This window comes from Bradyrhizobium sp. CB1015 (assembly GCF_025200925.1).
In the GTDB taxonomy this organism is placed as follows: domain Bacteria; phylum Pseudomonadota; class Alphaproteobacteria; order Rhizobiales; family Xanthobacteraceae; genus Bradyrhizobium.
In genome coordinates this window covers 6,451,228-6,471,774 of sequence record NZ_CP104174.1, presented here as the reverse complement: position 1 = coordinate 6,471,774, position 20,547 = coordinate 6,451,228, and the positions used below count along the sequence as shown (strand labels likewise).

18 protein-coding genes and 1 pseudogene are annotated in these 20,547 nt (G+C 60.9%); 13 read left to right on the top strand and 6 right to left on the bottom strand.

Features of this window, described 5'->3' with window-relative positions; all coding sequences use genetic code 11:
• Window positions 1-367 precede the first annotated feature (367 nt).
• Window positions 368-1,310, top strand: a protein-coding gene (locus N2604_RS30330) for an IS630 family transposase (RefSeq protein WP_260370534.1) whose coding sequence is annotated in 2 segments (ribosomal slippage) — window positions 368-703 and window positions 705-1,310 — 942 coding nt in all. Because the reading frame shifts where the segments join, the coding sequence is not laid out codon by codon here.
• A gap of 549 nt (window positions 1,311-1,859) precedes the next feature.
• On the top strand, window positions 1,860-2,798 hold the full coding sequence (locus N2604_RS30325) for a metallophosphoesterase (RefSeq protein ID WP_260371704.1): 939 nt from the start codon (window positions 1,860-1,862) through the stop codon (window positions 2,796-2,798).
• 7 nt (window positions 2,799-2,805) lie between these two features.
• Here N2604_RS30325 and N2604_RS30320 read toward each other — a convergent pair whose 3' ends face one another.
• Entirely contained in the window at window positions 2,806-3,294 is a 489-nt protein-coding gene (locus N2604_RS30320; RefSeq protein ID WP_260371703.1) for a CDP-archaeol synthase, read from the bottom strand.
• A 285-nt stretch (window positions 3,295-3,579) separates the two neighbouring features.
• Between N2604_RS30320 and N2604_RS30315 the strand changes: the two genes are divergently transcribed.
• Both N2604_RS30315 and N2604_RS39835 read left to right on the top strand, forming a co-directional pair.
• Window positions 3,580-4,518: a metallophosphoesterase gene (locus tag N2604_RS30315; protein ID WP_260371702.1), complete on the top strand. Its 939-nt coding sequence runs from the start codon at window positions 3,580-3,582 to the stop codon at window positions 4,516-4,518.
• A gap of 738 nt (window positions 4,519-5,256) precedes the next feature.
• A pseudogene (locus N2604_RS39835) lies at window positions 5,257-5,370 on the top strand (EF-hand domain-containing protein); the annotation flags it as partial.
• 287 nt (window positions 5,371-5,657) lie between these two features.
• Here the strand turns inward: N2604_RS39835 and groL are convergent.
• The 4 genes from groL to N2604_RS30295 form a co-directional block, all read right to left on the bottom strand.
• Window positions 5,658-7,310 (bottom strand): chaperonin GroEL, encoded by a 1,653-nt coding sequence (groL, locus tag N2604_RS30310; protein ID WP_260371701.1) that lies wholly within the window; start codon window positions 7,308-7,310, stop codon window positions 5,658-5,660.
• Between the two features lie 80 nt (window positions 7,311-7,390).
• Window positions 7,391-7,705 (bottom strand): co-chaperone GroES, encoded by a 315-nt coding sequence (locus tag N2604_RS30305; RefSeq protein WP_260371700.1) that lies wholly within the window; start codon window positions 7,703-7,705, stop codon window positions 7,391-7,393.
• Window positions 7,706-8,090: 385 nt separating this feature from the next.
• Window positions 8,091-9,686, bottom strand: a complete 1,596-nt coding sequence (locus tag N2604_RS30300) for an FAD-dependent monooxygenase (RefSeq protein WP_260371699.1) — start codon at window positions 9,684-9,686, stop codon at window positions 8,091-8,093.
• 188 nt (window positions 9,687-9,874) lie between these two features.
• Entirely contained in the window at window positions 9,875-10,090 is a 216-nt protein-coding gene (locus tag N2604_RS30295; RefSeq protein ID WP_260371698.1) for a hypothetical protein, read from the bottom strand.
• 392 nt (window positions 10,091-10,482) lie between these two features.
• On the opposite strand from N2604_RS30295, the gene N2604_RS30290 reads away from it, so the two are divergent.
• From N2604_RS30290 to N2604_RS30275, 4 genes are all read left to right on the top strand, one after another.
• A complete protein-coding gene (locus N2604_RS30290) occupies window positions 10,483-10,836 on the top strand; it encodes a GNAT family N-acetyltransferase (RefSeq protein ID WP_409241654.1) in 354 nt (117 codons plus the stop codon).
• Window positions 10,837-11,049: 213 nt separating this feature from the next.
• Window positions 11,050-12,318 carry a CaiB/BaiF CoA-transferase family protein gene (locus N2604_RS30285; RefSeq protein ID WP_260371697.1) on the top strand — a complete coding sequence of 423 codons (1,269 nt, stop codon included), beginning with the start codon at window positions 11,050-11,052 and terminating at the stop codon, window positions 12,316-12,318.
• A gap of 65 nt (window positions 12,319-12,383) precedes the next feature.
• Window positions 12,384-13,613 carry an acyl-CoA dehydrogenase family protein gene (locus N2604_RS30280; RefSeq protein ID WP_409241653.1) on the top strand — a complete coding sequence of 410 codons (1,230 nt, stop codon included), beginning with the start codon at window positions 12,384-12,386 and terminating at the stop codon, window positions 13,611-13,613.
• 9 nt (window positions 13,614-13,622) lie between these two features.
• A complete protein-coding gene (locus N2604_RS30275) occupies window positions 13,623-14,186 on the top strand; it encodes a flavin reductase family protein (RefSeq protein WP_225152399.1) in 564 nt (187 codons plus the stop codon).
• A gap of 7 nt (window positions 14,187-14,193) precedes the next feature.
• Here the strand turns inward: N2604_RS30275 and N2604_RS30270 are convergent, their stop codons facing one another.
• Window positions 14,194-15,111 (bottom strand): NAD(P)-dependent oxidoreductase, encoded by a 918-nt coding sequence (locus N2604_RS30270; protein WP_260371695.1) that lies wholly within the window; start codon window positions 15,109-15,111, stop codon window positions 14,194-14,196.
• A 165-nt stretch (window positions 15,112-15,276) separates the two neighbouring features.
• Here N2604_RS30270 and N2604_RS30265 point away from each other — a divergent pair, with 165 nt between their 5' ends.
• The 5 genes from N2604_RS30265 to N2604_RS30245 all read left to right on the top strand — a co-directional run bounded on the left by N2604_RS30265 (window position 15,277) and on the right by N2604_RS30245 (window position 20,516).
• Window positions 15,277-16,260 carry an ABC transporter substrate-binding protein gene (locus tag N2604_RS30265; protein WP_260371694.1) on the top strand — a complete coding sequence of 328 codons (984 nt, stop codon included), beginning with the start codon at window positions 15,277-15,279 and terminating at the stop codon, window positions 16,258-16,260.
• A 75-nt stretch (window positions 16,261-16,335) separates the two neighbouring features.
• Entirely contained in the window at window positions 16,336-18,030 is a 1,695-nt protein-coding gene (gene ilvD / locus N2604_RS30260; RefSeq protein ID WP_260371693.1) for a dihydroxy-acid dehydratase, read from the top strand.
• A gap of 94 nt (window positions 18,031-18,124) precedes the next feature.
• Window positions 18,125-18,970, top strand: coding sequence for an ABC transporter ATP-binding protein (locus N2604_RS30255; RefSeq protein ID WP_260371692.1), 846 nt, complete (start codon window positions 18,125-18,127; stop codon window positions 18,968-18,970).
• Window positions 18,967-19,752 carry an ABC transporter permease gene (locus tag N2604_RS30250; protein WP_260371691.1) on the top strand — a complete coding sequence of 262 codons (786 nt, stop codon included), beginning with the start codon at window positions 18,967-18,969 and terminating at the stop codon, window positions 19,750-19,752. The genes N2604_RS30255 and N2604_RS30250 overlap by 4 nt, the downstream gene beginning before the upstream one ends.
• Window positions 19,749-20,516, top strand: a complete 768-nt coding sequence (locus N2604_RS30245) for an ABC transporter permease (protein WP_260371690.1) — start codon at window positions 19,749-19,751, stop codon at window positions 20,514-20,516. The genes N2604_RS30250 and N2604_RS30245 overlap by 4 nt, the downstream gene beginning before the upstream one ends.
• Window positions 20,517-20,547: the final 31 nt, after the last annotated feature.

The following is a 20,547-nucleotide window of genomic DNA, read 5'->3' as shown; positions in this document are numbered from 1 at the left end:
ATGATTTCGCGAAGTGCTAAGGTGCGTGCCCGGTGCGGTTTTCCTCCGAGGCCTCAATGATGTCTGCTGTTGGCCCTGGCTGTGTAAAAACGCGAAAGATCGAAACACGGCTAGAATTTCATTCTTCAGTTCGTTCTTTAAGTTGAATGCGCTTGCGAGGTTGACCGCGAAGACGGTCTTGAACGAATGAGTTATTTTATCGCCGTCAAGCGCCCTGACATTTTCACACAGGCAAGGCCCATTGCTGACGTCCGCTCTGAATTTTTGCAAGTCCGCTAGGAGCATGTTGTTTTTGACTGGAATCGGGATTCCCACTGGGAGCGATTTCTGATTCAACATCCATGCTGGAGGGCGGAGGCCAGCATGGATGACGCGACCCTATTCGGAAGACATCCGGGAACGGGCTTTGGCGCGAGCTGACGCAGGGGAAACGGTTCGTTCGATTGCCGAGGCGCTCCAGATCAGCCCCTCCTGCGTGACGAAGTGGAAGAATCTGAGGCGGGATACCGGAGGCCTGGCGCCCGGCCAGATCGGCGGCCACAAGAAGCGGGTTCTGTCGGATGCCAACGCCGACTGGCTGCGCAAACGCATTCGCTCGGGGCCATTCACCTTGCGCAAGCTGACGCAGGAGCTGGCTGCACGGGGGATCAAGACAGACGTGCGGGCGGTGTGGACTTTTGTTCACGCCGAGGGGCTCAGCTTCAAAAAAAACGCTTCTACCGGCCGAGCAGGATCGCCCAGACGTCGTCCGTAAGCGGACCCGCTGGAAAGCACATCAAGGCAGGATCGACGTCGCACGGTTGGTTTTTATCGACGAGACGTGGATCAAGACCAATATGGCGCCGCTACGCGGCTGGGGGCCTTGTGGACAGCGCCTCCAAGCATCTGCACCTTTCGGCCATTGGAAGACCATGACCTTCATCGCGGCGCTGCGTCACGATCGGATCAGCGCGCCTTGGGTGATCGATGGTCCCATCAATGGTGAGCTCTTCACGCTGTACGTCGAGAAGGTGTTGGCACCCACCCTCGCACCGGGCGAGATCGTCGTTCTCGACAATCTTGGCAGCCATAAGGGCAAAGCGGCTCGCCAAGCCATCCGCGCCAGAGGCGCCCACCGCATCTTCTTGCCGCCATATAGCCCTGACCTCAATCCGATCGAGCAGGTCTTCGCCAAACTCAAACATCTCATGCGAGCTGCCGAGCCCCGTGACGTGGAGGCAACCTGGAGAAAGGCTGGTGAACTCCTCGATCTCTTCTCCGAGACGGAGTGCACCAACTACTTCAAAAACTCAGGCTACGTTTCCGTATAAAAACATCATGCTCTAAGGCGATCAAGCCAGACGTCGGCCTCTGGCCGGCTTCTTCCATAACAACTGGTACGCGAATGCTGCTCGAAGATGCTTGGCAGCAAGAAGCCCGAGCAGAACTGTGCCCGAGAAGGCGGATACTACGGCCATATTAATCAGGTTTCGCGCGGTCACCGATAGCATCGATGCCGCGGAGGACGGTAATGAGTGCGCATTTGATTTCTTGCGTTTTGGCCTTTGTGGCGTTGTCTTTGTAGGCATTGCATTCCCGAGATGGTGGGCCAGGCCGCCACGGCCTGGCCCTGACGCTTCCCTGTCGCGATTTGTCCCCGATCTACAGCCACCATTGCATGCTCACGGACGAGAAAGCTTAAAAGGTATGGTAAACCAAAGCGGACCGGAGCTGATGGTTTATGAATTCGCGATGTCTATTGCGCGGTGGCTTTTGCAATCTCGTTGACTATATCAACCGGGACCTGCTGGCAGCGTGCAATCGTGCGCCGGTACCGCACATCCATGGAAGGTCGGGCCGATTTCGGAGGAAGTTGTTCCATGGACGAAGAGATCTTGCGCAAATTGGAGGAGCGTCTCGGACCGTTCCATGCGAGACAGCGATTGGGTATCGAGACGAACCACGAGGCACAAATTTTCGGCCAAGACCTCCTCTCCTTTCACATAAGGAACTGGTATCCAGTCCATTCTGTCATTCGAAATGCACTTAAGCTGACCGGTCTCTACTGGCGCGGACGGCGAAATACTGGAAGCATTCTCGTCAAGCGCAATGATGTTCTGTTCAAGGAGTTGCCACCGCTTTTCGACGGCTTCACCATACTCCACCTTAGCGACATGCATGTGGACATGAATGAAGCTGCCATGCAGCGCTTGATCGAACTCGTCGGCGACATGCGCTACGATCTATGCGTTCTAACCGGCGACTATCGGGGGAAGAACTTTGGACCGTTCGAGGCAACCTTGAACGGCGTCGCACGAGTGCGAGCTCATCTAAAGGAGCCCGTTTATGGGGTTCTGGGCGACCACGATACCATCCAAATGGTTCCGGGGCTGGAAGCCATGGGAATACGTATGCTGCTCAACGAGAGCGAGGTGATTTTGCGCGGCGATCAGAAAATCTATCTAGCCGGAATCGATGACGCCCACTGCTTTAAGGCCGACGATATCGAAAAGGCTGCGTTGCAGATCCCGTATGGCGAGTTCTCCATTTTATTGTCACACACACCGGAGATCTATCGTCAGGCGGCTCATGCCGATTTCAATTTGTTGCTGAGTGGGCATACGCACGGTGGGCAGATCTGTCTGCCAGGATCTATTCCGATCATACTTGATGCAGTCTTGCCCCGACGGATGGCGGCAGGAGCTTGGCAGCATCACGACATGGCTGGCTACACCTCTGTGGGTGCTGGATCGAGCGTCGTTCCTGTTCGTCTCAACTGTCCACCAGAAATCACCTTGCACTGCCTTCGTTCGGGCTAATGGCGGGCTAATATGGTTCGTCGCGCAGGTGGGCTCGGAATAGAAAACGAGACAGAATTAGTGCGCCAATAAAGAATATCCCCACGCCAAGCGCTATGTCTGCTTTGGTCAAAGAAAGCGCGTCGCGGCATGCCAGCATCGGGAATAGGGATTCGGGAACCTGATCGAGCCCGAGTGCCTGGCTGCTCGGCGGATAGTTTAGGCGGCGCTTCACGAAACTGGAGAACAAATCGCCCGCCATAGCCGCGGCCGCTACGATTGCACCGATCGTCAGATCCAGACCGATAAGCGGGGCGCTTGCTGTCGTGATGAGGACTGAAATTAAAATACCGCGGATGGTTTTCGATGGCCCAAACAACGGCCGCTCATCAAACAATACGGTGCCGGCATCCAGCGGAAAGGAAAAACGTGGGCCAAAAATCTTCTTTGCAACGATCGGTGTGCCGTTCGCCAGCGTCGTTAAAACCAATAATTGCAGGATATGCAGAAATTGCATTTCTTCAGCTTAACTTATAGTTGCATCCGACGTTAGTTCGATCTTCATTGGGCCTTTCAGTGGAACGTCTTGCGTTGGTTATCCAAGGCACCACGGTCGAGCTCATCCATCAACCTGAAGCTGCTCGGCTGCGCCGACGTGATCGAATAGCGATGCAGTGTGTTGCAGTGCACGAGCCAAATGACCTACCGCGACTTCCAGTGGAAGCGTGGGAATTAGCCGCTGTCGGTTTGACCGTGGCCTCATTAGAATACGTTATATCTACCCGTTCAAAAGGACTAGCTGGTGGACGAAGACATTCTGCGTAAACTCGAGATCCGTCTCGGGCCGCTCCATGCCCGGCAGCGATTGGGGATTGAGAGAGATCACGAAGCTCAGGTATTTGGCCAGGGCCTCACATTTTTTCACCTCGAAAACTCATCTTGGGCCGAGTGGATCATTCGAAATGTTCTAAAGGCAACGGGACTCTACTGGCGTGCACGACAGAATGCAGAACGCATTCTCGTCAAACGAAACGAAATCAGGCTCAAGACATTACCGCCCCTCTTTGAGGGCTTCACCATTCTCCACATTAGCGACCTTCATGTGGATATGAATGAAGTTGCCATGAGCAGACTCATCGAGCTGGTTGGCAGCATGCAGTACGATGTGTGCGTCCTAACTGGCGATTATCGGGGAAGGACTGTTGGGCCGTTCCAGCCCGCGCTGGAGGGTGTCGCGCGAGTGGTAACTCATCTGAAACAGCCAATCTATGCCGTGCTCGGCAACCACGATACGATACAGATGGTTCCCGGGCTCGAAGCCATGGGCATTCGTGTGCTGCTCAATGAATGCGAGACAATCGTTCGCAGGGATCAACGGATCTATTTGGCGGGAATCGACGATGCTCATTTCTTCAGAGTGGACAACCTCGAAAAGGCCGCTCTCTCGATACCCAGCGGTGAGTTCTCGATCTTGTTGTCTCATACACCGGAGGTCTATCGTCAGGCTGCGCATGCCAACTTTGATTTGATGCTGAGCGGACACACCCACGGCGGTCAGATTTGTCTCCCCGGATCCATTCCGGTCAAGCTCGAGGCGGTGCTGCCAAGACGGATGGGGGCTGGGCCTTGGCAGTACAGAGATATGACCGGCTATACTTCCGTTGGTGCGGGCTCGAGCGTCGTTCCCGTGCGCCTCAATTGCCCGCCGGAAATTACCTTGCACCATTTACGCCGCGGCTGACGCGGACCTAATACGGTTCATCACGCATATGAGCATATGAGCGTGAAACAGAAGTCGGGAGAGAAGTAGCTCGCCGACGAAAGATACCCCAACACCCGAGGCAGCTCTCGGCAACCGAGACTTCCTTCTAAAAACCGGCCCTATGGGCACCGGTGACGGGGAGAATGGCAACGTGCTGGCTGACATTTCGTTTTGAAGTCTTTCCCGCTTTCCCACGCTGACGCCGTTTTCGAAATGAAGCGATCGAACAAGTCATTGGCCGATGTGAGGTTTGGATCTTGTGAAGGGCTCCTCCACGGCACGAGGGTACGATGAACGTGGGCGCTGTCATTCAACTCGTAATCTGCCCAACGCATGAGTCTCTTCTGCCCCGAACGCGAAGCCCAGACCGGCTCTGACCGTCCGGTTGTCGCGGTAGACCTGACGTGCGGCGCTCAGGACGGCGCCTATTGACCCCAGGCGGATCTGCACGCGGTCGGAGCGGGTGCGGTCTCCGTCTTGGTTCCGCCGAGCCGAAGCCCAACGATCTCTATCGTGTCGATTAGCCTAGCGGCTGCCTTGTCGAAACGTGATAGGATCAATATCGCTCGGGCGGGATTTATCGGAGTGGTGACGTTTCTGAGGAGGTTTCAAATGTACAGTCGCATCTTGTGACTCACGACATCTGCTCTCATTCTGGCGTGCGGCCACTGTGGGTGCCTTTGCATAGACCCAAATGACAACCCAACCAGATCAGCAGGCGATGGGACCATCTCACTGCAGGAGTTTCAGGCAGCTCACGAACGAATTTTCAAGGCAAATGGCAAGCTTACGCTGGAGGAGATGCAAGCGTTCATCCACGGGGCCAGGTGATTGGATTACAACATGAGCTTCCGTCGTCTCACTTAATCGCCTCTTTGCCAGCTGGTTTTGAACTGAACATCAGGCAAGTCGAGGATTGAGCATTTAGTCCGATATCTGGGTCGCCACCGGACTTTGCTCCGCTGGATCAGACCGACAGGATGACATCAAGCCGAAGACAACGCAGTGACGCTCGCTCGGCAATCTGTCTCTGCCCCAGTGCGGCTTCTGGTCAATAGGAAATCAGCAAAGGCTCGGCGTCTACGCCGAGCCTTATTGTTAAGCTCTGAATGTCGGACTTAGAAGTCCATACCCCCCATGCCACCCATTCCGCCGCCGCCCGGAGGCATGCCGCCCGCACCGGTGTTCTTCTTCGGCAATTCCGCCACCATAGCTTCGGTGGTGATCAGGAGCGCTGCGACGGACGCCGCGTTCTGGATCGCCACACGAACCACCTTGGTCGGGTCGATGATGCCCTTCTTGACGAGGTCGGCATATTCGCCGGTCTGGGAGTCGAAGCCGTAGGCGTACTGATCCTTTTCGAGGATCTTGCCGACGATCACCGAGCCGTCCTCGCCCGCGTTGATTGCGATCTGGCGGGCCGGGTAAGACAACGCCTTGCGCACGATCTCGACCCCGGTCTTCTGGTCGTCATTTTTGGTGCGAATGCCCTTGAGGTGCTCGGAGGTACGCAGCAGCGCAACGCCTCCGCCCGGCAGGATGCCTTCTTCAACCGCCGCGCGCGTCGCATGCATCGCATCGTCCACGCGATCCTTGCGCTCCTTGACCTCGACCTCGGTCGCGCCGCCGACGCGGATCACTGCGACGCCGCCTGCGAGCTTGGCAAGACGCTCCTGCAGCTTCTCACGGTCGTAGTCCGAGGTAGTCTCCTCGATCTGCGCCTTGATTTGCGCCACGCGAGCTTCGATGTCGGCCTTCTTGCCGGCGCCACTGACGATCGTGGTGTTCTCCTTGTCGATCATCACCTTCTTGGCGCGACCGAGCATGTTGAGCGTGACGTTCTCGAGCTTGATGCCGAGGTCTTCCGAGATGGCCTGGCCGCCGGTCAGGATCGCGATGTCCTGCAGCATGGCCTTGCGGCGGTCGCCGAAGCCCGGAGCCTTCACGGCCGCGACCTTCAGGCCGCCGCGCAGACGGTTCACGACGAGGGTCGCGAGCGCTTCGCCTTCGACGTCTTCAGCGATAATCACAAGCGGCTTGCCGCTCTGCACCACGGCTTCCAACAAGGGAAGCAATTCATTCAACTGAGATAGCTTCTTCTCATTGATCAGGACGTAGGCATCTTCCATTTCAACGCGCATCTTGTCGGCGTTGGTGACGAAGTAGGGCGAGATGTAGCCGCGGTCGAACTGCATGCCCTCGACAACTTCGAGTTCGGTCTCCAGCGACTTGGCTTCCTCGACGGTGATGACACCCTCGTTGCCGACCTTCTTCATGGCGTCGGAGATAAACTTGCCAATCTCAGCGTCGCCATTGGCCGAAATCGTGCCGACCTGGGCGATCTCCTCGTTCGAGGTGACCTTCTTGGAGTTTTTGACGAGGTCGGCGACCACGGCTTCCACAGCCATGTCGATACCGCGCTTCAGATCCATCGGGTTCATGCCCGCGGCAACCGACTTGGCGCCTTCACGGACGATCGCGGCCGCGAGCACGGTCGCGGTAGTGGTGCCGTCGCCGGCCGCGTCAGCGGACTTGGAGGCGACTTCGCGCACCATCTGGGCGCCCATGTTCTCGAACTTGTCATCGAGCTCGATCTCCTTGGCGACGGTGACGCCGTCCTTGGTGATGCGGGGCGCGCCAAACGACTTGTCGAGGACGACGTTACGGCCCTTTGGGCCGAGCGTCACTTTCACTGCATTGTGGAGGATGTCGACACCGCGGAGCATCCGGTCGCGGGCGTCGACGCCGAATTTCACTTCTTTGGCTGACATGGTGGGTTTCCCTGAGTTTTTGACGTGGTCTCACCCTAAATGAGGCGACCGGCAGGCGCTTGAGCGATGCGAGCGGTGGATTAGGCGGCCTTCTTCTTGGAAGACACCTCGGTGAGAACGCCCGTGCTGTCGCTCTCCTTCATGATCAACAGCTCCTGGGCGTCGACCTTGACCTCGGTGCCCGACCACTTGCCGAACAACACGCGGTCGCCGACCTGGACGTCGATCGGGATCAGCTTGCCGTTTTCGTTACGACCACCAGGGCCAACGGCGATGACTTCACCCTGGGAGGGTTTTTCCTTGGCTGTATCGGGAATGATGATGCCGCCAGCGGTCTTCTCTTCCGCGTCGATGCGCTTGACCACGACCCGATCGTGAAGCGGACGGAATTTCATGCTCTCCTCCTATCTTCTAGTCGTTTTCATTTTCGAAAAGCAGTCGAAGCTAGCAAGGGCTAACCGCTCCGAAAATAAGCGGGCCTCGCCGGCAGACAAGGCAAAGCCGCGAAGGATTTCGAAAATCCGTCCCTCACCGGTCCGCGGAGGTCCATTCTGAGCCACCTAAAGGAGCCCCTGGAACGAAAATCTTGGCTTGTCGGAGGAAGCCGTCGCGGAAATGCAGGTCCGGCTTGTACCGCCTGCCCAGGTTTGTTGTTTGGCTTTGCCATCCAATGGCTAGCCGGGTCGGGTTGCGCGCGTCTTGAAGAGCCTGTTCAGGTACTATGGTGCCTCGTCCGACGGCAGTCTAGACCCGCGACGGTACGTGGAGAGCCGGGAAATGCTATCCCACTCGCCTACCGAGAGCATCTGAGATGCAGCGGTAGAGCAAGTTCTTTTCTAGATTCTCTCCCTCCAGGGATACCCCCTGTCCAAACCACTTCGTCAGTGCCTCCTCCAATCTGCGGCCCCTCTCGTCTCCCACCCAGGCCACATGGCCGTCGGGCCGTACCAGCACGGCGGCGGGCCGGACGACATCGCCGCTGGCCGGAAGCTGCCATGGGCCGTCGTAATCGGCATCGACGATCTCGATGCGATCCGCCCAGGGTGTGATGTCGATGGTGCTGCGCTTGCCGAAATTGAGCAGCACACCGCGCGCGCCGTGCAGCAGCGTGAACAGCGCGATTTTCTGGCCGTGGACTCGCATGTCGAGATCGGGCATGCGGCGTCCGAGCAGCGCGTGGCCTTCGCCGAGATCATAACGAATGTCGAGCCCGCTCATCATCGCACCGAAGCGCTGTCGCGGCTCGTCCATGGCGAGCAGCTCGGCGATCACCTCGCGCGCGGCCTTGCGGCCGTCGTCGCCGCGGCGGAGCAGTGCGATCTGCGCCATGGTGTTCTTCAGCACGCGCGCGGCCACGGGATGGCGCTCGCTGTGATAGGTGTCGAGCAGGCTCTCGGGCGAGATGCGATTGACCACCTGCGCCAGCTTCCAGCCGAGATTGACCGCGTCCTGCACACCGAGGTTGAGGCCCTGGCCGCCCACGGAATGATGAATGTGCGCGGCATCGCCGGCGAGCAGCACGCGGCCCTTGCGATAGGATGCCGCCTGCCGCGCCGCATCGGTGAAGCGGGAGATCCAGGCGGGATTGTGCACGCCGAAATCGGTGCCGTACACGGCTTCGAGCGCCGCGCTGAGATCGCGCAAGGTGGGCTCGCCATCGCGCGCGAGATTTGCCTCCGTCAGCACGACCAGCACGCGCCCGCTCTCGGTCTTGCTGAGGCCGTGGAAACCGAGCGCGTCGTGACGCAGGCCAAATTCCGGCGCCTCGCGCATCCCGACCTCGGCCATGAGGTTGCTGAGCGAAGGTTCAGAGCCGGGGAAGTCGATGCCGGCGCTCTTGCGCACCAGGCTGCGGCCGCCGTCGCAGCCGACGAGATAAAGCGCGCGCAAGCGCTCGCCACCGGACAGCGTAACGTCGAGGCCGGTCGCGTCTTCCGCAAAGCCGGTCACCTCGCGGTTGCGATAGATCGGCACCGCGAGTCGTTCGACCCAATCGGCCAGGAGGCGCTCGATGCGGGTCTGCCGCAGCTTCAGCCCGTAAGGGTGTCGCGTGGGGAGATCGCTGATGTCGAGCCTCGTCCAGGCGAAGCCAGCGAGCTGGAGGATCTCGCCTTCGCGCAGGAAGCGGTCGGCGATGCCGCGCTGATCGAGGATCTCGATGCTGCGCGCGTGCAGTCCGCCGGCGCGCTTCTCGACGATGTCCTGGCTCGCGCGCCGCTCGACCAATGCGACGTCGATTCTAGCCAGCGCGAGCTCGGCGGCCAGCATCAAGCCGGTCGGGCCGGCGCCGGCGATGATGACCGCATGGCCGGGGGCTGCTGCGCGTTCTGCGCTGGTTCGGCCGCGCGACCGCGACGTCGGAAGCAGGAAAGGCATGTCGTGACCACTCGGCTTGGTGTTCGGGTCGAGAGGTCTTACGCGATCATCGGGGGCTTGAAGCAAGCCCCTTGCGCACCACATATTGAGCTGGGAGGAGGGGCTTCCCAGTTTTGGCGCTCCGATCGACCCGTCGGGCAATGACCGGCGGAACGGCATCATCGAGATGCGTTGCCCCGCGGGGCGGCTCAATCGTCCTTCGACATATCGCTGGGTTTTGTGGGGAGATCGATAGTGCCGCCCTCGCCATGCACGAGATCGCGGCCGTCGTCCGCCGTCTCGTCGGCATCTTCGACGATCACGTGCTGCGTGGCGCGTTCCCCGTCGATGCGCGGCTTTGGGCCCGGAAGATTTCGCGCCGTCTTGTTTGGCGATGTCTCGGGTGCGTTCGTATTGATGGTCATAGCCGATCTCTCCTGATTGTCCAACGCGGCTTGTGCGAATTCGTTCGTTTGACACGTCGGGCAAAACACGGGCATCGATGACATCGTCGAGACGAGTTTGGTTCACCCGCGCGGGACGAGATCCGCCGCGGGTTTTTTTGTCTCGATTTCGCAATCGGACGGCGGCGCATTGCGACCACGCACCCGCCTGATACGCGTTAGGGAGCGCCGATCGGCGCTTGCCACGGGCCGGTGGGGTGACGTCCGGCTTGGTCTCAAAGTCGTGCTCGGCAAATGAGAGCGCCGCTCCGCGCCCGATCAAGATCTGCTGCCCAATGAGTGGCTCATGTACAGAATCCGTATCGTCGATCCGATGACGACGTTGCCGAGACCCTCGCGATCTGCATCGACTCATGACTTGGCTGCCGCGGCGATGCCCACGTTCGACCTTGGCGCGTGGCGGCTGGCTTATCATGACGAGGACGCAGTCGTCTTCCGGGGTTGTGCCCTCGACGCACGTTCGAAATGGCGGCTATTTCTCCAGAGTTGGCGTGTTGCAACGGCATTGGGGACGCGGCCTTCAGCGCAGATTGATGCGTGTGGTCGAGGCGAGGGGACGGCGTATGGGATGGGACAGCATCGTCTCTGATACGACGGACAACCCGGTATCGGCGAACAACTTCATTCAGGCCGGCTATCGGCTGTTCGAGCCCGAGACCCCTTGGGCCTGGGCGCATACGCTTTATTGGCGAAAGTGGCTGCACTGAGCAGGTTTGCCGCCGCACGGAACGCGCCGTCTATCTAATGGCCAGTACGTGCCTGGAACGTCCGAGGACCCGGCAGCCTGGGGGCTGCCGGGTCCTTTTTGCGTATTGAAGCGATGCCGGCGTGGGACTTGCGAAGTCGGCAGCGCCGGGCTTTAAGTTTGCCCTTGCAGAAAATTCGGCGGCCACAAGCCGATGTAAGGGAGAGCGCGATCGATGCCCACCAAGCCTCAATTGCCGGTACGTGCCTCGCAAGGGACGGGAGGCCCGACCGCGCTCGATGGCCTATTGGTCGTCGATTTCACGCGCGTGGTGGCCGGTCCGGCCTGCACCCAGACGCTCGCCGACTACGGTGCGCACGTCATCAAGATCGAGAATCCCGATGGCGGCGACGACACGCGCGCCTATGAGCACGCGGAGATTGGAGGCGAGAGCGCCGCCTTTCTCAGCCTGAACCGCAACAAGCGCGGCATCGCGCTCGATCTTGCCGTGCCGGAGGCGCGCGAGATCGCGCTTGACCTGATCCGCAAGGCAGATGTGGTCGTTGAGAATTTTTCGAGCGGGGTCATGAAGAAGTTCGGGCTCGACTATGAATCGGTCGCGCCGCTCAACCCGCGGCTGGTCTATTGCTCGATCTCCGCCTACGGACGCAGCGGACCGTTTGCCTCGCGGCCAGGCTTCGATCCGATCACGCAGGCGGAAAGCGGCTTCATGTCGCTCAACGGATTTGCCGACGGCCCGGCGGTTCGCACCGGCCCGCCCATCGTCGACATGGCGACGGGGATGTCCGCCTGCAATGCCATCCTGCTGGCGCTGCTGGCGCGGGAGCGGCTTGGTCGTGGCCAACGTGTCGAAGTCGCGCTGTTCGATGTCGCGATGGGGATGACCGGATTTTATGGCATGGCCTACCTCATCAACGGCGAAAACCCCGGCAGGTTCGGCAATTCGCCGAGCGGGTCTCCCACCGTCGGCGTCTACGAGGCCTCAGATGGGCCGCTCTACATGGCCTGCGCCAACGACCGGCTCTACCGCCGCCTTGTGGTCGAGGTGCTGAATCGGCCCGATCTCATCACCGATCCGCAGTTTGCGACGCGCAAAGCCCGCTCGGAGAACAAGGAGCTCCTGCGGGCAGCCATTGCCGAAGTCTTCGCCAGCGATACGCTCGAAAACTGGATGGCGAAGATGAAGCTGGCCAATATCCCGGTCGGCTATCTCCGGACGGTCGAGGAGGGCTTCAACGCCCCCGAGGCTCGCGAGCGCCATCGAGTGAACCGGATTCCGCACCCGACAGCGGAATGGGTGCCCAATATCGAGCCGCCGATTACGATGAGCCTGACAGGCGCGGTCGATCCCGTCGCGGCACCTCTGTTGGGTCAACATACGATGCAGGTCCTGCCGGATACGCTCGGCTACGACGAGCGTCGGATCGCGGATCTTGCCGAAAAGGGCGCCTTTGGCCCGGTCAAGCCTCCGAAGTCGACTTGAGGCACTGGCTCGGCTTGATTTGGCAAAGGTACCGCCGCATAAATGTGTGAAAGCGAGGGACACGAATGGCGCCTGGCCAGAAGCCGAGCATGACGCAGCCCGCAGGCCTGCAAGCCGGCGGAGAGGTATATGCGTCAATGATCGCGAAGGCTCGGGCGCTCCTGCCGCAATTGCGTGAGCGAGCGGCGCGGACCGAGGAACTGCGGCATCTTCCCCCGGAAACCGAAAAGGATCTCCACGACGCCGGCCTATTCCGGATGCTGCAGCCGGCCCGGATTGGTGGCGCCGAGCTCGACTATGTTGCTCTCGTCGATTGCGCTGAGCTGCTCGGGCGCGCGGATGCGTCGGTCGCCTGGAATTTCGCCAATCTGGCGAGCCATCATTGGATGCTCGGCATGTTCGAGCCAACGGCGCAGGATCTGGTCTGGGACCGCAATCCGGACGCTTTGATCGCGTCCTCGTTCATCTTTCCCGCCGGACGCGCGACGCGGGTCAAGGGCGGATACCAGTTGCATGGCAGCTGGCCATTCTCCTCGGGCGTTGCCTCCTGCGAATGGAACATGCTTGCGAGCGTGGTCTATTCCGACGACGATGCCGACGGCATCGAGTATCGAATCTTTCTGCTACCGAGCGGCGATTACAAGGTGCTGGACACCTGGAACGTCGCCGGACTGCGCGGGACAGGATCTTGCGACGTCGAGGTCAGGGACGCCTTCGTGGCCGACCATATGACGGTCGCCGTAGGGGACCTCTCGGGTGGCCCGACGCCGGGAAGCGCGGCCAATCCGAATCCTCTGTATGCGCTGCCTGTCTTCTCACTGTTTCCTTACGTCCTTTCCGGTGTCGCGCTGGGGAATGCACAGGCATGCCTCGACGATTACACGGAGGTCGCGCGTCATCGCGTTTCGACCTACAACCGCGCCAAGCTGAGCGATTTTCAAAGCACGCAGATCAAGATCGCCGAGGCCTCGGCCAAGATCGACGCTGCGCGGCTGATCATGCGATCGGCCTGTCTCGATGCCATGGAGGACGCACGGGTCGGCCAAATCCCTGACATGGCGACCAAAACCAGATATCGCCGCGACGGATCCTTTTCCGTGAACTTGTGCACGGACGCGGTCTCGATGCTGTTTGCCGCCAGCGGCGCGCGTGGTCTGTTCACGAGCGGCGTGTTACAGCGGCAGTTCCGCGATGCGCACGCGATCAACTCACATCTCGCATTCAACTTCGATGCGGCCGGCACCAACTACGGACGGGTGGCCCTCGGCCTGCCCTCCGAGAATCTCACGCTTTGAGGTCGGCCGATGAATGACCTGCCGAAGCAGCCTCGCGCTCCGGATCCCGCCAACGAGTTCGCGAGCGACAGCTCCCAGATCGACCCCCGTGACTTTCGCAACGCGCTCGGAACTTATGCAACGGGCGTGACGATCATCACGGCGGCAGCACCAGACGGCAAACCGTACGGGCTGACATGCAATTCGTTCGCCTCGGTCTCGCTGAATCCGCCGCTGGTTCTGTGGAGCCTCGTCGTCTATTCCTCGAGCCTGACCATCTTCCAGAACGCCAGCCATTTCAGCGTCAACGTTCTCGGCGCTTCGCAACAGGCGCTTGCGAACAAATTCGCAAAATCGTCGGACGACAAGTTCACCGGCGTCGACTGGACCCCCGGCCTCGGCAACGCGCCAGTGCTCGCCGAGAGCGTCGCCAACTTTCAATGCCGCTCCGTGAATCGCTATTACGGCGGTGACCACGTGATCTTTCTCGGCGCGGTCGAGGCATACACCTACAATGCGAAGGAGCCGCTGCTCTTTGCGCGAGGGGCGTTCGGCCGCTTCATGGCCGACGATGAGCGCAAGAACGTGCCGTAACGCGCCCCTAGACAGCTTTGCGCTCTGCCGCCGAAAGCTTGTAAATCTCCAGCGCGTCCGCGTCGGCACCTCGCGCGGCCTTCGCCAGCCTGAACAGCTGCCCGGCAAGCGCGGCCATCGGCACCGGCGTCGATGTCGCCTGTGCAACATCGGCGACCGTGTCGAGATCCTTGAGCATCGTGGCGATGTGGCCGAGCGGCGGGGTGTGAATGCCCTCGACCATCCGCGGCACGAACAGCTGGAGCGGGATGGAATCCGCAAAGCCGCCGGCGAGCGCCTCGGGCAATCGGTTGGCGTCAATTCCGGCGTTCACGGCAAGGCGTGTTGCTTCCGCGAGCACGGCCATCGCGCATCCGACGATCACCTGGTTGCACAGCTTTGTGGTCTGGCCGGCGCCGATCGGGCCCATGTGCGTGAACCTGCGCGCCATGGCGAGAACATAGGGCCGCACTCTCTCGATGTCGGCGGCTTCTCCTCCCGCCATGATGGCGAGCGTGCCGTCCTCGGCGCCCTTCGTGCCCCCGGACACCGGCGCATCGATCCAGCCCGCCCCGTTCGCGTGTTTCAATCGCGTTGCGAGGTCGCGCGCCGCGTCTGGATGGATTGACGAGAAGTCGACCACAAGCTTGCCCGCGCCAGGGCCTGCTGCCAGACCTTCGGGCCCGAAGATCACCTCCTCGACCGCCGTCGCATCCGTCACGCACATGAAGACGATGTCCGAGCTCGCCAGGAGATCACGGGCCGTGTCCACACGCTTGGCGCCGGCCTGGACGAGCGGCGCCACCTTGCCCTCCGAGCGGTTCCAGACAGCGACCTGATAGCCGGCCTTCAGCAGGCGTCGGGTCATCGGCGTTCCCATAAGTCCCAGGCCGAGATAGCCGAGCTTCTCGGTGCGTTGCGGGTTTGCCTTGCTGTCGTCAGCCATAGGTTGCCTCCTTATGTCGCAATGGGACGCCGCTTTACCATACATTGCGCATCGGACGGCAAAACCGCCCAGCTCGCATGGCTTGCCTGATTGTTTGAACCATGAAACATTTCAGGCGGTCGGGTTGGGGGGCGCCGGTCGGCGCCTGAGCAGCGGAGTGGCACGATGCGAACCGTTTCGAAGTGGATCCTGGCTTTGGGGGCGGCAGCAGCCGTGAGCGCGGGCGCAGGCCCATCATGGGGGCAGCAGACGATCCGTGTCGGCTGGACCATCCCTGCGGAGGAGTCCAAGTACTGGATGATGCGCAGGCCGGCCGAATTTCCCAATCTCGGCAAGACCTACAACATCGAGTGGACCCAATTCCAGGGCACCGCGCCGATGACGCAGGCCCTGGCGGCCGGTGCGTTGGACTGTGCGACGCAGGCGCCGCTCTCGCTCTCCAACGGTGTCGTTGGCGGCAATCTCAAGGCCTACATCGTGGCGCAACACGTTTTCGAGATGCCCGGCGGTTTCTCGGTCTACTGGGCCGTCATGGATGACTCGCCCATCAAGACGATCGCGGATCTCAAGGGCAAGACGGTCGGCATTTCCGTGATCGGTGGCGGCACGCAAGGGCCTTTCAATCTGCTCTTGAAGCAGAATGGCGTCGATCCGGCCAAGGACATCAAGCTGGTCGAGGTCGGCTTTGCCGTCTCCGAGGACGCGCTGCGCCAAGGCCGCGTCGACGCGGTCAACATGAATCAGCCGTTTGCTGCGCGCGCGGAGGCAAAGGGCGGTACAAGGAAGCTGTTCTCGCTGTCCCAGGCCATGCCGAACATCGTGCACATCCTGGAAGCCTGCCGTGCCGATTTCGTCGACAAGAACCCCGAGTTGGTCAAGGCCTATGTTCGCGATATCACCTTGGGCATGAAGAAGGCGCTGGCGAACCGCGAGGAAACTCTCAAGGTCGTCAATGAAGTGCTGAAAGCCCCCATCCCGGTGCTCGAGACCTACCTGCTCAAGGACAATGATTTTGGCCGTGATCCGGGTGCGGCGCCGAACTTCCCGGCGATCCAGAAGATGCTGGATATCTATGCAGAGACCGGAATGCTGCCGAAGCTGGATGTCGCACAGTTCAAGCATCCGTCGATCGTCGCGCCGCTGCAATAGAAGCGGGGCGAATTACCGACCGTAACATCATGGCGTTCCGGATTATCCGGCACGCTGCATGAAGAAGATGCATATATGAAGAAGTTGCGATCACGGGTCACCACGGATGGGCTCGACCGAGCACCGCATCGTGCATTCATGCGCGCCATGGGGCTCAACGACGCTGCGATTGCGAAGCCAATGGTGGGCATCGTCAGCATGAAGGGGGAGCAGACGCCCTGCAACATGACCCACGACTTCCAGGTCGCTGCAGCCAAGACCGGAATCGAGGAGGCCGGCGGTACACCGCGTGAGTTTTCGACTGTTTCGGTGTCCGACGGCATCAGCATGAATCATGAGGGGATGAAGTTCTCCCTGTTCTCGCGGGAGCTGATCGCCGACTCAATCGAAGCCGTGGTCCATGGGCTGGCCTACGATGCGCTGATCGGATACGGCGGGTGCGACAAGACCCTTCCTGGCGTGATGATGGGAATGGTCCGCTGCAACGTGCCATCCATTTTCATCTATGGCGGCAGCTCGCTGCCGGGGCGCGTGGACGGACGTACGCTGACGGTGCTCGATTCCTATGAGGCTGTCGGCAGCTTCATGACTGGCGAGATCGACGGCGCCACCCTCGAACGGATCGAGCGCGCGTGTCTGCCCACGATCGGTGCGTGCGCCGGCCAGTTCACCGCGAACACCATGGGCATGGTATCGGAGGCGGTTGGGCTGACCATTCCCAATGTCTCGATGGTGCCCGGTGTCTATTCCGAGCGTGCGCAGATTTCGCGCCGAGCCGGCCGATTGATCATGGAAATGCTGGACCGCGGCGGACCGCTGCCGCGCGACATCGTGACGCGGAAATCCCTCGAGAACGGAGCAGCGATCGTGGCAGCGACGGGCGGCTCGACCAACGCCGCGCTGCACCTGCCGGCGATCGCGAATGAGGCTGGGATTGCATTCAGCATCGATGATGTGGGTGAGGTCTTTGCCAGGACGCCGTTGATCGGCAATCTGCGCCCCGGAGGTAAGTATACGGCGAAGGATGTCTACGATATCGGCGGCGCTGCGGTCATCATTCGCGAACTGATCCAGAGCGGTCATATCGATGGCGGCTGCTTGTCCATCACCGGCCGCACACTTGCCGAAGAGTATGATGCGGCCAACGCGCCCGACGGAGAGATTGTGTACACGGCTCGCGCGCCGATCATGCCTGACGGCGGCGTCGCGGTGCTGAAGGGTAACCTTTGTCCCGATGGGGCGGTGATAAAGGTCGCGGGCCTGAAGAGCCAGGTCTTCGAAGGCGTGGCGCGCGTTTTCGAGGATGAAGAAGCCTGCGTCGCAGCTGTTCGTGACCGCAGCTACAAGGCGGGCGAGGTTCTCGTGATCCGCAATGAGGGGCCTGTCGGCGGACCCGGCATGCGCGAGATGCTCGGCGTCACCGCACTGATCTATGGGCAGGGCATGGGTGAGAAAGTGGCGCTGATCACTGATGGCCGGTTCTCCGGCGCGACCCGCGGGATGTGCATCGGCTACGTGTCCCCCGAGGCATTTGTTGGCGGTCCGCTGGCGCTCGTCCGCAATGGTGACCGGATCCGGATCGATGCCGCAAATCGGCGGATGGATGTCCTGCTCGAGGAACAGGAGCTCGCCGCGCGGCGACGCGATTGGAAGCCGCGCCCGCCACGCCACCGTGCAGGTGCGCTGGCAAAATATGCGCGGCTGGTTGGGCAGGCGCCGGGCGGAGCCGTGACGCACGAAGGCCCGGCAGAATGGCCGTGGTTCGAATGACGCACCGCACGGGTGCGAAAACGACAGCCTGTCTGGCAGGCTTCTTGCTAAGCTCGTGCCGCTCAATGTTCGTGCGAGTAGGACGGAAGACGGGATGACGATAGTGTCTGCGAGATCGAGCGAATGGGTGAGACCGGTGACGAAACAAGACCCGGCTTCCGCAATCATCGAGATCGACGGCGTCTCGCAGGTCTTTCAGACCTCGGCACGCAAGGATCATGTTGCGCTTTCGGACATCTCGCTGACGATCGAGGAGGGAGCTTTCGTCTCCATCCTTGGCCCGTCCGGCTGCGGAAAGTCGACACTGCTCTACATTGTCGGCGGCTTCGTCAGTCCAACCAGCGGCGCGGCGAAGATGAAGGGGCAGGCGATCACGGGGCCCGGTCCGGATCGCGGACCAGTGTTCCAGGAGTTTGCGCTGTTTCCCTGGAAGACCGTGCTCGGCAACGTGATGTATGGGCCGCGTCAGCAAGGGATTCGTGCCACGGAGGCCGAAGCGCAGAGCCGGGCCCTGATCGAGATGGTCGGCCTCAAGGGCTACGAGAACTTCTATCCCAAGGAGCTGTCGGGCGGCATGAAGCAACGCGTGGCGCTGGCGCGGACCCTTGCCTACCATCCCGAAGTGCTGCTGATGGACGAGCCGTTCGGGGCGCTCGACGCTCACACAAGGACGCGCCTGCAGAACGATCTTCTGAACATCTGGGAGCGCGACCGCAAGACGGTGCTGTTCGTCACCCATTCGGTGGACGAAGCCGTCTTCCTCTCGGACAAAGTCGTCATGATGTCGAAATCGCCCGGGCGAATCCGGCAGGTCATCGACATCGACCTGCCGCGGCCGCGCCGCCGCAACGAGCTGTTGCTCGATCCGCGTTACCAGAAGTACGTCGTCGATATCGAGCGCATGTTCGACGAGAGCGACAAAGCCGGGGCGCCCGCATGATGTCGCCAGCCGGCATGACCAAGCGCGCTGCCCCGGTGCTCGCCTGCATCGGATTGCTGGTGGTGTGGCAGGTCGCGTCACTGGCGCTGAAGAATGACAGCTTTCCGAGTGCGATCGGAGCGATCAGAGCGATTCCGGACATCCTTGGCGACAAGGAATCCCTGGTCAATATTCTGGCCTCGCTCCGGCGCATGGCGATGGGATTTGGCGCGGCCGTGCTGGTGTCGATTCCACTTGGCCTCTTGATGGGACGTAGCGCTGCAGTTGCGGCCTTCTTCAATCCGCTCCTGATGGTGATCTATCCGGTTCCGAAGGCGGCCTTGATGCCGATCGTCATGCTGTGGCTGGGCGTCGGCGACGTCACGAAGACGCTCGTGATCTTCCTCGGCGTCAGCCTACCCGTGATTTATCACAGCTTCGAGGGCGCCAAGGCGGTCGAAGAGAAGATGCTGTGGTCGGGCGCTGCGATGGGGCTCTCCCCGGTGCAACGCCTGGCGCGTATCGTGCTGCCGGCGGCGCTGCCGGAAATTCTGACGGGGTGTCGTACGGGATTGGTGCTGGCGCTGATCACGATGATCACCAGCGAAATGATTGCCCGGCAGTCCGGCGCCGGGAACATCCTTTTCAATGCGCTCGACATGGGCCAATACGACACCGTTTTTGCGATGATCATCATCGTGGGAGCGATGGGAATCTGCATCGACGCGATTTTCGAAAGGGTTCGTGCCAGGCTCGTGCGCTGGTCCGAGCCTCAGTTCGACATGCCGCTGAGCTTCTCATGATGCCGCGGTTTCTCTCCCCAAATGTCGTAGTTGGGATCGCGCCGATCGTACTGGTGATCGCACTGTGGCAAGGCCTGGTGTCTTTCGGCTTCGCACCGGCAGTTCTGCTGCCGCCGCCTGGCTTCGTCTTCGGCCGGCTGCTCCAGCAACTCGTGACTTCGACGTTCCAGCAGGAGATCGCGGCGACCCTGATCAGGCTGTTTGCCGGCTTCGCGATTGCTGTCGTGCTCGGTGTCAGCATCGGTATCGCGGCTGCCGCCAGTCCCGCGGTCAACGCCGTGGTTCGGCCGATCGTACGCGTCCTGGCGCCTTTGCCCAAGGTCGCGCTCTATCCGGCCTTGCTGCTGCTGCTCGGATTTGGCCACGGATCGAAGATTACATTGGTGGCTGCCGATGCCCTTTTCCCGATCCTGCTGTCGACCTATTACGGTGCATCGACCGTCGAGCAGAAGCTGATCTGGTCGGCCATGGCGGCGGGAACGCCGCGCTTTGAAATTCTCTTCAAGGTGGTGCTGCCGGCGGCGATGCCGTCGATCCTGACCGGGTGCCGGATCGGCCTTGTCATTTCCTGCATCGTGGTGTTTTTGGCCGAAATGATCACGTCGACGGACGGATTGGGGCACGCGCTGGTGACTGCGGCCCGAACCTTCCAGGCCGTCGACATGTTCGTGCCGCTGATCACGATCTCGCTCCTGGGCTTGGTCCTGAACGGGCTGCTCGGACTCGTGCGCTCGTACTTGCTCAGGGGCTTCCCCGAGGCGTAACAATCAAGAATCCAGAAGACCGGGAGTGGAC

What these genes read in the sequence shown, in the direction of transcription:
- N2604_RS30290 (WP_409241654.1), top strand. Translation starts at nt 10,483, where the DNA reads ATGACTTGGCTGCCGCGGCGATGCCCACGTTCGACCTTGGCGCGTGGC.
- N2604_RS30275 (WP_225152399.1), top strand. Translation starts at nt 13,623, where the DNA reads ATGAATGACCTGCCGAAGCAGCCTCGCGCTCCGGATCCCGCCAACGAG.
- N2604_RS30245 (WP_260371690.1), top strand. Translation starts at nt 19,749, where the DNA reads ATGATGCCGCGGTTTCTCTCCCCAAATGTCGTAGTTGGGATCGCGCCG.
- ilvD (WP_260371693.1), top strand. Translation starts at nt 16,336, where the DNA reads ATGAAGAAGTTGCGATCACGGGTCACCACGGATGGGCTCGACCGAGCA.
- N2604_RS30325 (WP_260371704.1), top strand. Translation starts at nt 1,860, where the DNA reads ATGGACGAAGAGATCTTGCGCAAATTGGAGGAGCGTCTCGGACCGTTC.
- N2604_RS30285 (WP_260371697.1), top strand. Translation starts at nt 11,050, where the DNA reads ATGCCCACCAAGCCTCAATTGCCGGTACGTGCCTCGCAAGGGACGGGA.
- N2604_RS30320 (WP_260371703.1), bottom strand. Translation starts at nt 3,294, where the DNA reads ATGCAATTTCTGCATATCCTGCAATTATTGGTTTTAACGACGCTGGCG.
- N2604_RS30250 (WP_260371691.1), top strand. Translation starts at nt 18,967, where the DNA reads ATGATGTCGCCAGCCGGCATGACCAAGCGCGCTGCCCCGGTGCTCGCC.
- N2604_RS30305 (WP_260371700.1), bottom strand. Translation starts at nt 7,705, where the DNA reads ATGAAATTCCGTCCGCTTCACGATCGGGTCGTGGTCAAGCGCATCGAC.
- N2604_RS30270 (WP_260371695.1), bottom strand. Translation starts at nt 15,111, where the DNA reads ATGGCTGACGACAGCAAGGCAAACCCGCAACGCACCGAGAAGCTCGGC.
- N2604_RS30265 (WP_260371694.1), top strand. Translation starts at nt 15,277, where the DNA reads ATGCGAACCGTTTCGAAGTGGATCCTGGCTTTGGGGGCGGCAGCAGCC.
- N2604_RS30280 (WP_409241653.1), top strand. Translation starts at nt 12,384, where the DNA reads ATGGCGCCTGGCCAGAAGCCGAGCATGACGCAGCCCGCAGGCCTGCAA.
- N2604_RS30295 (WP_260371698.1), bottom strand. Translation starts at nt 10,090, where the DNA reads ATGACCATCAATACGAACGCACCCGAGACATCGCCAAACAAGACGGCG.
- N2604_RS30255 (WP_260371692.1), top strand. Translation starts at nt 18,125, where the DNA reads ATGACGATAGTGTCTGCGAGATCGAGCGAATGGGTGAGACCGGTGACG.
- N2604_RS30300 (WP_260371699.1), bottom strand. Translation starts at nt 9,686, where the DNA reads ATGCCTTTCCTGCTTCCGACGTCGCGGTCGCGCGGCCGAACCAGCGCA.
- groL (WP_260371701.1), bottom strand. Translation starts at nt 7,310, where the DNA reads ATGTCAGCCAAAGAAGTGAAATTCGGCGTCGACGCCCGCGACCGGATG.